The organism is Paraburkholderia sp., from assembly GCF_049581445.1.
In the GTDB taxonomy this organism is placed as follows: domain Bacteria; phylum Pseudomonadota; class Gammaproteobacteria; order Burkholderiales; family Burkholderiaceae; genus Paraburkholderia.
This window is the reverse complement of the sequence record NZ_JBAURZ010000169.1, coordinates 1-10,296: the sequence shown is the minus strand read 5'-3', so window position 1 is coordinate 10,296 and position 10,296 is coordinate 1. Positions and strand designations below refer to the sequence as shown.

Here is a 10,296-nt window from a genome sequence, read left to right as displayed (position 1 = left end):
CGGGAAGCGCTTACCGCCTTGCTCGCCGACAGCGGCATCGCGACACCACTGCTGGCGCGCCCCGCCGCCACTCACGGCGGCGAAGGACTGGTCCTCTGCGAGAGCATCGCCGCACTGGAAAGCCGCCTGCGCGAACTCGATGGCGCGCAGTATCTGACGGCGTTTCGCGACACCCGTTCGGCAGATGGTCACTATCGCAAGTACCGGATGATTTTCGTCGACCGCCAACCTTATCCGTATCACCTGGCCATCTCTTCGCACTGGATGGTCCATTACTTTTCCGCCGATATGGAAAGCCATCCCTGGAAGCTCGACGAGGAGCGGCGGTTCCTGCAGGACCCCACCGCCGCGCTCGGCGAGCGGGCCATGCAGGCGCTGCGAGCAATCGGCCAGCGCCTCGATCTCGACTATGGCGGTATCGACTTCACGCTGTTGCCCGACGGACAGGTTTTCGTCTTCGAAGCCAACGCGACGATGCTTGCTCACTACGAGCGCAACACCGGTCCGTTGGCCCACAAGAACGCCTTCGTCCGGTCTATCGTTGCGGCATTTGAACGCTTGATGACGCGTCGAGGAAGCATCTAAAGGAATCACCCGGACTCACGCCGAGCGGTGCTCGCCGCTCTCCACCCACTACGATCACAGAAGATCAGGAGACGAATCCCATGGACTTGAATCTGCGCGGAAAGATTGCGGTGTTGACCGGCGCGAGCGTCGGGATTGGACTGGCGGTTGCCGAGGGCTTCGCTGCCGAAGGCGTGAATCTCATCCTGGCCGCCCGTCAGGCGGACCGGCTCGCCGACGCGGCCGGCCGCATAGCGGCCCAATTCGGTGTGCAAGCCGTGCCGGTGGCGGGCGATGTGGCCACGGTCGAAGGTGTCGCGCAGATCGTGAAGGCGGCGCAGCAACACTTCGGTGGCGTCGACATTCTGTTCAACAACGCCGGCACGGGCAGCAACGAAACCATCATGGAAGCGCCTGACGAAAAATGGCAGGCCTATTGGGAGTTGCACGTGATGGCGGCGGTGCGGCTCGCGCGCGGCCTCGTGCCGTTGATGAAGCAGCGCGGTGGTGGCGTGATCCTCAACAACGCGTCAATCTGCGCGGTGCAGCCGCTCGGCTACGAGCCGATCTACAACGTGACGAAGGCGGCCTTACTGATGCTGTCGAAGAATCTCGCCAACGAGCTGATCAAGGACAATATCCGCGTCAATACGATCAACCCCGGTCTGATCCTGACGCCGGACTGGATCAAGACCGCGAAGCAGCTCACCCAGGATTCAGGTGGCGACTGGGAAGCGCATCTGCAGCAGGTCGCCGACGAGCACGCGCCGATCCGGCGCTTCGCATCGCCCGCGGAGCTGGCCGATTTCATCGTTTTCCTGTGCTCGGACCGGGCGAGTTACAGCGTGGGGGCGGCGTATTTCGTCGACGGCGGGATGCTGAAAACCGTTTGAGACGTGTGCCTTGCCTCAGACGAGCACTTGCCTGGCCGCCCCACGCACCTTTAGTTCGCCGACAGTCGCTGGCGAAGGAACGGTGCGAAGCCGTTTTGGCCGGTCGTGATCTTTTTGACGCACTTGTCGTAATCCGATCCCATTGCGCGGTCCGGACCGTACATGCCGCGGCACTGCGCGTAGAGCGTGATGGTCGCGCCCGCGCCCTTCTCTGCGCGCGTCGCGGAAAACACCACATCACCCGAACCGCTCGGCACGTCCGACTCGATCGCGACGGCATCCGCACGCACGATGGGCTCTTCCGAGTGCTGCGCGACGTAGCCCTTGGTTAGCTGCCAGGCCTGATCGCACTGGGCAGCGTCGCTGCAGGCGAGCGTGGCGCTTCGTTGCGCCTCTTCCAGCAGGCGTTCGGAACGGGTGAAGTCGTTGGCTTGTTCCGCCTCTTTGTCGGCGGACGCGCAGCCCGCCAGCGCAAGCGCCGCGAGGGCGACGGCAATCATCTTTTTCACAGGTGGAAAGTCCGGAGTCAAATTCGAGGACGATTATAGACGTGCGCGAGTGGCCATTGCAGTTGTTGGGCTTAAAGCGAAACCGCCGGCCGCGTGGCGTACGTGGCGTACGTGGCTTGGGTGGCGTACGGGGAGCGCGGCGCGTACGGCGCGTGCGCGGAGCGCCTGCACTAGGCGGAGCCCGCAGAGTCTGGCGGCGAACTCATGACTTTGCCAGCTTACCCGGCGCCACGCGCCGCGCAGCGCAGCGGCGCGCCTTGAGCTTCTTGATCCAGATAACGAGGCCCGTTGCGCTTAGCATCGCCACGATTAGCCCCATCACGCTGACGATGACACGGCCAGCAAGCCCGATGATGCGTCCGGAATGCAACGGAAACTGCGCCTGCAAAAAGATATCGCCAGCCGTGCCCTGGCCCGCGATGGCCGCTCCGACCTGCTTGCCGTTTCTGGCGTCCCAATAGAGCCAGGTCGTGCCGAGTCCTGAGCGGACCACGTTCGTGCCGGGCTTGAAATAACCCACGCCGTAGAGATGCAGTCCCTCGACCTCGAAAGTGGCGCCAGGCGGTTCGTCCAGTTTCATGCTTCGCCCCGCCGCGGCCGCCAGTGCGACGATTCGTTCCCTGCCCAGCAGCGGCGCCGCGGGATCCGACGTCAAACGCAATCCCGGGTTACTCGCAGGATTGGGCGCCAAGTTCGAAAACAGCGATACGACGGGACGCACCACGGGCGCTTCAAGATTCATCGAAATGGAGGTGGTGGCGATCACGGCCAGCAGACCCCATACCCATACGCCGCCGGAACGATGCAGATCGAACGCCAGCGGGTAGCCGCCGCGACGCACACGAAACGTGAACGACTTGCGCCATGTCCTGAAGCTGGGAAACGCCAGCACCAGGGCGATCACGCTATCGAACAGCCACACGATCCCTACGACACCCATCAACCACACACCGGTCTCGATACCGTTGCCGGCCGCGGGCAGAAACAGCGTGTAGTGGAACTGATAGATAAACGGCAGCAAGTTGAGCCGCTTCACCGACAGCGCGCCCCATTCGCGGCGCTCCTGAATGATCCCGGTGCCGGGATCGATGGCGAGCTGATTAAAGCCCAGGTCGTAAGGCTGATGCGTCGCCGGATTGACGCGTCCCGTTACGCGAACCTGCAGTGTTCGACCCGGTTCGACGCCCAGTGGCAGATAGGTGATGCGCAGGCGCGGGTCCGCCGCTTCGATCCGGTTAGCGATATCAAGCGACGAGAGCGCAGGCGCGTTCGAACGGGCGTGGTAGAAGTCAGGATTCAGTGCAGCGTCGAGTTCCTCGTTCCACGCGATGATCGCCCCAGTCAGACCGGACATGAACAGGAACAGCGCCGTACCGATGCCAAACCATCGGTGCAGCCGGACAAGAATCGGTCTCATTGCAGGATCATCGAAAACATAGCGGCGGCCGGATCATACAGGCGGTAACGGCAATGCGGCACGAGGTGAATACCACGGCCGCATCCACACTTAGAACTCCATCGTTGCGCTCATCACGGCCGTGCGCGTCGGCGACGGCGACACGTAGTAGCCCCAGGCAGTCGTCCAGTAACGGCGGTTGAACAGATTGTTGATACCCGCGCGCAGCGTCACGTCCTTGCCGGCAACGCGCGTCTCGTACTTGCCGCTCAGGTCATAGGTGACATAGGCCGGCACGAACTGCGTATTGGCTGCGTCGACGGCCATATCGCCCACATATTTGCCGCCGAAGGCGAGCGTGAGCGGGCGCAGATACGACGGGTTGTATTCGACGCGGCCCGTCGCCGTGAAACGCGGCGCGCCGTAAATGCGCTTGCCTTCGATAGTCGGATCGTCGACATCGACCGCCTTGGTGTCGAGCCACATCACGCCGCCAAGGACTCGCCATTCGGAGCTCAACTGGAGCCAGCCGCCTGCATCGATGCCGGTGTAGCGCTTGGTGCCGCTTTGCACGAAGACGTTTTCCGAATTCGTGTAGTCGTAACCCTGATCGACGCGGAACAGCGCCACATTGGCGCCCCACTTGCTGTGATCCGATTTGAAGCCGACTTCATACTGCTTGCTGCGCAGCGGACCGTAGGTGGCCGGATAGTTGAGGTTGGTGTTCGACGCCGAACCGCCCTGCTCCAGCGACTCGACATAACTCGCATACACGGTGGAGTACGGATCGGTTTTGAACATCAGCGCCACAGTGGGCGTCACCGGGTCCGCGCTGTATTGCTGCGTAACGGCGCTGCTCGGATCGTAGACGTCCTGGCGGAACTGCGTATAACGCAAACCGAGCAGCGCGGAAAGGCGCGACGTGAACTGCACGGTGTCGCTTGCGTAGACGGCGGCCTGGGTCGTACGCGACTGCCGGTAAAGATCCTCGCCGACGTTCACATCGGCATTGCTCAGCAACGTGCTGCTATAGATGTTGCCCGTGCCAAGGGGATAGCCTTCGTTCCACCCTTCGCTGTTCGAGTATTCGCTGGTCTGCGACTGGAAACCCGCGCCAATCACCACGTCGTGCCTGATGCTGCCCGTGTTGAACTGGCCTTGCACCATTGCGTCGACGTTCTGATAGAAATAGCGCGTCATCGCCGCGTACAGCGTATTCGAATAGTCGCCCGCTGCATCGTAGACATAGACGAGACTGTCCGAGTTCGTGCGGTTTTCCTTGGCAAAGCGGTACTTCAGGCTCGCATGCCAGTTCTCGGAGAGACGATAGTCGAGGCCCGTGCCGAACGAAGCCATTTCGGTCTGGTAGTAGTTCTGAGGCTGTGCAAGGTCACGAGTGATCGAGCTTGCATCGGGGATACCCAGCCCGCTACCGAACATCAGACCGAACAGCGTACCGTTGGTCTTGCGCTTCTGATAGAAACCGTCAACGCTCCACGTCAGATCCGGTGTGATGCGGAAGTCGAAGGCCGCCGAGACCACCTGGCGTCGCACATGGCCATTCGTCTCCGCCGTGTTGCCGTCTTCATTCACGAGGTTGAACCGGTAGCCGATCCGGTCGTCGTTGCCGAACCGGCCGCCCACGTCGATCTTCTCGCTGAACACACCAGCGGACTCGTAGCCGACCGAAATGCTGCGATACGGATCATCCGTCGGACGCTTGAGGACGTAGTTGACGATCCCGCCCGGCGCGCCGAAACCGTACATAAAGCCGGACAGACCTTTGAGCAACTGCACCTGCTCGAACGGTTCGAGCGAGAGATCCGTATCCCAGGACGGGAAACTCTGGCCGTCAACCTTGATGCCGTTCAGCGTGTCGATTGGCATGCCGCGCACGCTGAACATCGAGTTTTCGCTGACCCGGTTGCTGCTGCTTTCCGAGATCGCCGGGTCGTACTTGTAAAGATCATTGGCAGTCTGCGCCATCAGGTCCTGAGCCTGTTCGCTCGTCTTGACGTCGGTGGAAAACGGCGTATCGACCTGCTTGCGCGAACCCAGTGCGCCCGCGCTCACCGTCTTACCTTGCTTGACTAGATCCTCAGCCGAGGCGGTCACGCTGACGGCAGGCAACGTCACTGCCGCATCAGATGCGGCAGTCTGAGCCCAGCCCGGCGTGGAAAGTGTGGAAAGCGACAGGCCCACGCTGGCGAGGAGAGCCGGACTAAGAACCGATGGGGTCCGATTGAAATTGCGGATGAAAGAATGACGGCGAGCGAAAGACAGGTTAGGCATTATTTTTTGCGGTGCGCAGGCCTATGCGGCCACGCGTGCGCGGCACGCGGCGCCCGTAGCGAGAGGTTGTTAAGTGAAAGTTAAATTACAATCGCGAATGATAATGCGAGTAATTCGCATCTGCAACACAATTCTTGCTAAGAGCTTTCTATTGCGGCAGCTTGAAGCGCCCGCGTGGCAACCCTCACGGTGATCTGCGACGAAATACAGCGAGCGGCTAGCGTGACTCCGCGCGGGAGCGTTGCATGTACTAGAGTTAAAAGCGACACGCCGGGATATCGGGTACTCGCGCCGCGAACCCCAGCAATTTACGGCCAGCCAGCGGGATGATGGCCGGGCGCCACAGACCCATTCAACCGGCTTTGCAGTTGCCCGCAAATAAACAGACCGGCGACCTGTAGCTTCGAAAACAAAGGTCCGCGCCGCGCCTTCGCGCACGGAAGCGACCTCAGGAGGAGACATGGGACACCCTGCGCCTACCGCGTCCGGCACCGAGGAAACCGGCCAGCCCGGCGAGCACCGGCCCGCTCTTTACGGGCTTGCGCTAGCTGCACTCGGCGTGGTGTACGGCGATATCGGCACCAGTCCGCTCTATACCCTGCAAACGGTGTTCGACCCGGACAACGGGCTGCACATGAACGCCCAGAATGTCGTTGGCATCGTCTCGTTGATCTTCTGGTCGCTGACCGTGGTGGTCTCGCTGAAATATGTGGCGCTGATCCTGCGCGCCAACAACCACGGTGAAGGCGGCATCATGGCGCTGCTGGCGCTCGCGGCTTCTTCGGTGGCTTCGAAGCCGCGGCTGCGCCATACGCTGCTCGCCGTCGGCGTCATGGGCGCCGCGCTGTTTTACGGCGATGGCGTCATTACCCCAGCTATCTCGGTCCTGAGCGCAGTGGAAGGCCTGGAAGTGGCGACACCGTTGCTCAAGCCCTATGTGATCCCCGTCACGCTGGCGGCACTCATCACCTTGTTCCTGATGCAAAGGCGCGGCACGGCGGGCATTGGTGCTGTGTTCGGGCCGGTCATGGTGCTTTGGTTCGCACTACTCGCTATTTCTGGACTGTTCAATATCCTGCGTTTGCCGGCCATACTTTACGCGCTGAATCCTCTCGCGGGGCTGGCGTTCTGCATGGAGCATCGCTGGCTCGCGTTTGTCGCGCTTGGTGCGGTAGTTCTCTCGTTGACGGGGGCGGAGGCACTGTATGCCGATATGGGGCACTTCGGCGCCCGGCCTATCCGCCTCACGTGGTTCGGACTGGTGTTCCCGGCGCTTGCCTTGAACTACCTGGGCCAAGGCGCGCTGCTGCTGGCCGATCCGGGCGCGCTGCAGAATCCGTTTTATCGCCTGTTTCCTCAATGGGCGCTGTTTCCGATGATCGTGCTTTCTACGATAGCGACTGTGATCGCCTCTCAGGCCGTCATTTCAGGCACCTACTCCATGACCAAGCAGGCCATGCAACTGGGGTTTCTGCCACGGATGAACGTGGTCTACACATCGTCCAAAGAGATCGGCCAGATTTATGTACCAGGCATCAACTGGACGCTGCTGGTCGCGGTTGTTGCCGCTGTGCTTGGATTCGGTTCATCGACGGCTCTCGGGTCTGCGTACGGAATCGCCGTCACGGGAACCATGCTCATCACCACTCTGCTGACGTTCTTCGTGGTGCGCTATGCGTGGCACTACAACTGGTTGCTGTGCATCGGCGCCACCGCGTTTTTCTTTGTGATCGACGCCACGTTCTTCTCCGCCAATCTGTTGAAAATCGCCCAGGGTGGCTGGTTCCCACTTGTTATCGGACTACTGATGTTTGGCATCATGACGACCTGGGGACGTGGCTGGCAAATGATGGCGGCTGAAGCGCGCGAACGGGCCGGGACCACGCCGCTGAAACCATTTCTGGAGTCTTTGCTCAACAAGTCGCCAGTGCGCGTGGGCGGTGTTGCGGTCTTTCTCACGCCTGACCCCAGTGGCGTGCCGCACGCGCTGCTGAATAATCTCATGCACAACCGGGTGCTGCACGAGCACGTCGTATTCCTGACTGTGACCACATGCGAAGTTCCCTGGGTCGCGCCAGGCGACCAGGTCTCAGTGAAACTGCTCTGCGGCGGTTGCTACCAGGTTTCGATCGTCTATGGCTTCAAGGATGAGGTCAATCTGCCCGCGGCCCTCGAAGCATGCAAAACATCGGGGCTCGTGTTCGACCCTTCGGAGACCTCTTATTTCCTGAGCCGTGCCACGGTGGTGCCCGTCGGCGGCAAAGGGATGGCCGTGTGGCGCGAAAGGCTCTTCGGGGTGATGTTGCACAACGTCGGCAATGTCGCGGCCTATTTCAAACTACCGACTAACCGGGTGATTGAACTCGGGGCGCGGGTGGAGATCTGAACCGCTCGCCAAGCCATGTGCTCAGCGCTTCGATCTCTTCGGCACATACCGAATGCGGCATGGGATACGCACTCCACTGAACGCTGCAACCCTGTGCAAGCGCGAAGTCGCGGGTGGCTTCGCCCAACTGGATCGGCAATATGTCGTCGAACTTGCCGTGCGCGGCGAAGATCGGTGTGTTGCGATTCGCCGCGCTGACCCGGCTTTCGATAAAGCGCCGCGACGGCACGTAACCCGACATCACGATCAACCCGGCAAGCGCCTCCGGGTGCGTCAGTCCTGCTGAGTACGTCATCGCCCCGCCTTGCGAGAACCCTGCGAGAAACACCTTCGACGTTGGAATGCCGCGCTGGTTCTGCGCTTCGATCAATTGCCGCACCGTCGCGCACGATGCTTCGATGCCGGTCTCGTCCACTTGACGATCAATGTTCTCGAACGAGCGGATGTCGTACCACGCGCGCATCACGTAGCCGCTGTTGGCGGTCACGGCGATCTCCGGCGCGTTGGGAAACACGAAACGCACAGCGGGCCCAGTGGCCAGCCGCAGCTCGGGGACCAGCGGCACGAAGTCGTTGGCGTCGGCCCCGAGACCGTGCATCAGGATCACGGCGAACTCGGGATTCGGCGCCGTTTCGATTTCGATGGTGGCTGAAGGGTCGGACATGTCGTGCGAGGCTCCTGAAGTAAGCGGTTTCCTGGCCGGCGTTTTGGGTCATAAGAGCGCTGCGACCACCCTAACCGGCCAAAAAGGAAAAGACATTATCCTCTCGCTGCGACTCGATCTTCAATCGCGCACTGCAGTAGTGCGAACCCTTAAAACATCGAACTTAAGTCGCCACGCTGGTAAAGTGCCCATGATTTCCTTGCTTCCATGACGCGTTCACCCACCTTATTACGCCGCCATGCCATCCAGGCAAAATGAAGGAAACCTCTGCGACCCGACCGGGCACCGCACACGGTCTGTTCCGGCCATCGCTGCGCTGGGCCTGTGCTTGCAAGGGTGCGCGCTGCAGGGCGCGCCGTCGTATGAGATCTTCGGCGCATATTTTCCGCTCTGGCTCCTGAGCGCGATACTCGGGGTCGTCGGCGCGCTGATCGCTCACCGGATCTTCGTCTCAACTGGCTGGGTACAGATCGTCCCCTTTCAGCTCTCCGTCTGCCTGGCGATCGGCCTGACAGTCGCCGTGCTCTGCTGGCTTTCTGGAACAGGGCAGCTCCTATGAAAACTGCGGGCTTGCGCAATGTCTCCCTCACCGGCCGGGTGATCGCGTGTGTGATCGTTGCAATGGGCGCCGCGGCCGCTTACTACGCCTATGACCGGACGATCCGGTTTCCGTCAACGGATGACGCCACCATCGACGCCGACGTCGTGCACGTCGCGTCGCCGGTCGGCGGCCGGATCGTCAGCCTCCCGGTGGAAGAAAACCAGCGCGTGGCGAAAGGCGACGTGCTCTTCGAGATCGATCCGGTTCCGTACCGTCTCTTACTGGCGCAGACGCGGGCCGACCTCGAACTGGCCCGCGCGGCGCTCGACACGCGACGCAGGACGATTGTTGGCGAGCGCGCCAATTCGGTCATCGCCGACGACCAGACCAGCAAGGCGGCACACAACTACGAACTGGCGTCGCGCAATGTTCAGCGGCTGGCGCCACTCGCCGCGAAAGGCTATGTCCCGGTCCAGCAACTGGATCAGGCGCAAGTCGCGCAACATGACGCCGAAGTGTCGCTCAGGCAGGCGCAGGAGCAAAAGCGGGCCACCGCTCAAACGATCGGCGACGAGGCGGACGCCATCGCCGCGGTGCATGCACGCGAGGCGGCGGTCGCGCTCGCGCAGCACAACCTCGACGACACGGTTGTGCACGCGCCGAACAATGGCTTCGTCACCGGTCTGTCGGTTCTGGCGGGCGAGACTGTCGCACCGACCCAGTCAATCTTCACGCTCGTCCATGCGGACGAATGGTTCGCGGTCGCAAACTTCCGGGAAACGGCCCTGGGGCACATTGAGCCTGGTGATTGCGCAACGGTCTATTCAATGATCGACCGGAGTGCGGCGATTCACGGCAAGGTGGTCGGCATCGGCGCGGGTATTTCCGATTCGGACCGGATCAACCTGCCACGCACGTTGCCAATCGTTCAGCAGTCCGTGAACTGGGTACGGGTCGCCCAGCGCTTCCCAGTTCGTGTGCGCCTCGACGAGCCGGCCGCCCGGCTGGTCCGGGTCGGAGCGAGCGCGATAGTCGAGGTCCGGCATGGCGC

General features: G+C 61.8%; 8 protein-coding genes and 1 pseudogene. 5 read left to right on the top strand and 4 right to left on the bottom strand.

Annotation, left to right across the window (positions count from 1 at the left end; genetic code table 11):
* Positions 1-585, top strand: a pseudogene (locus WCA85_RS15295) (hypothetical protein); the annotation flags it as partial.
* Positions 586-665: 80 nt separating this feature from the next.
* On the top strand, positions 666-1,457 hold the full coding sequence (locus WCA85_RS15290; RefSeq protein WP_424065223.1) for an SDR family NAD(P)-dependent oxidoreductase: 792 nt from the start codon (positions 666-668) through the stop codon (positions 1,455-1,457).
* Positions 1,458-1,507: 50 nt separating this feature from the next.
* Here WCA85_RS15290 and WCA85_RS15285 read toward each other — a convergent pair whose 3' ends face one another.
* From WCA85_RS15285 to WCA85_RS15275, 3 genes are all read right to left on the bottom strand, one after another.
* Positions 1,508-1,966 carry a lipoprotein gene (locus WCA85_RS15285; RefSeq protein ID WP_424065221.1) on the bottom strand — a complete coding sequence of 153 codons (459 nt, stop codon included), beginning with the start codon at positions 1,964-1,966 and terminating at the stop codon, positions 1,508-1,510.
* A gap of 202 nt (positions 1,967-2,168) precedes the next feature.
* Positions 2,169-3,383, bottom strand: a complete 1,215-nt coding sequence (locus WCA85_RS15280; RefSeq protein ID WP_424065219.1) for a PepSY-associated TM helix domain-containing protein — start codon at positions 3,381-3,383, stop codon at positions 2,169-2,171.
* A gap of 90 nt (positions 3,384-3,473) precedes the next feature.
* The gene (locus WCA85_RS15275) at positions 3,474-5,654 is read right to left on the bottom strand and encodes a TonB-dependent siderophore receptor (RefSeq protein ID WP_424065217.1); all 2,181 of its coding nucleotides are present in this window, start codon (positions 5,652-5,654) and stop codon (positions 3,474-3,476) included.
* Positions 5,655-6,114: 460 nt separating this feature from the next.
* Between WCA85_RS15275 and WCA85_RS15270 the strand changes: the two genes are divergently transcribed.
* On the top strand, positions 6,115-8,040 hold the full coding sequence (locus WCA85_RS15270; protein WP_424065216.1) for a potassium transporter Kup: 1,926 nt from the start codon (positions 6,115-6,117) through the stop codon (positions 8,038-8,040).
* Here the strand turns inward: WCA85_RS15270 and WCA85_RS15265 are convergent.
* On the bottom strand, positions 8,000-8,704 hold the full coding sequence (locus WCA85_RS15265; protein WP_424065214.1) for an alpha/beta hydrolase: 705 nt from the start codon (positions 8,702-8,704) through the stop codon (positions 8,000-8,002). The genes WCA85_RS15270 and WCA85_RS15265 overlap by 41 nt on opposite strands.
* A 238-nt stretch (positions 8,705-8,942) precedes the next feature.
* On the opposite strand from WCA85_RS15265, the gene WCA85_RS15260 reads away from it, so the two are divergent.
* Positions 8,943-9,263, top strand: coding sequence for a hypothetical protein (locus tag WCA85_RS15260; RefSeq protein ID WP_424065212.1), 321 nt, complete (start codon positions 8,943-8,945; stop codon positions 9,261-9,263).
* Positions 9,260-10,296: multidrug transporter subunit MdtN (gene mdtN, locus WCA85_RS15255; RefSeq protein ID WP_424065210.1), on the top strand; the 1,037-nt coding region annotated here is incomplete at its 3' end. The genes WCA85_RS15260 and mdtN, both read left to right, overlap by 4 nt.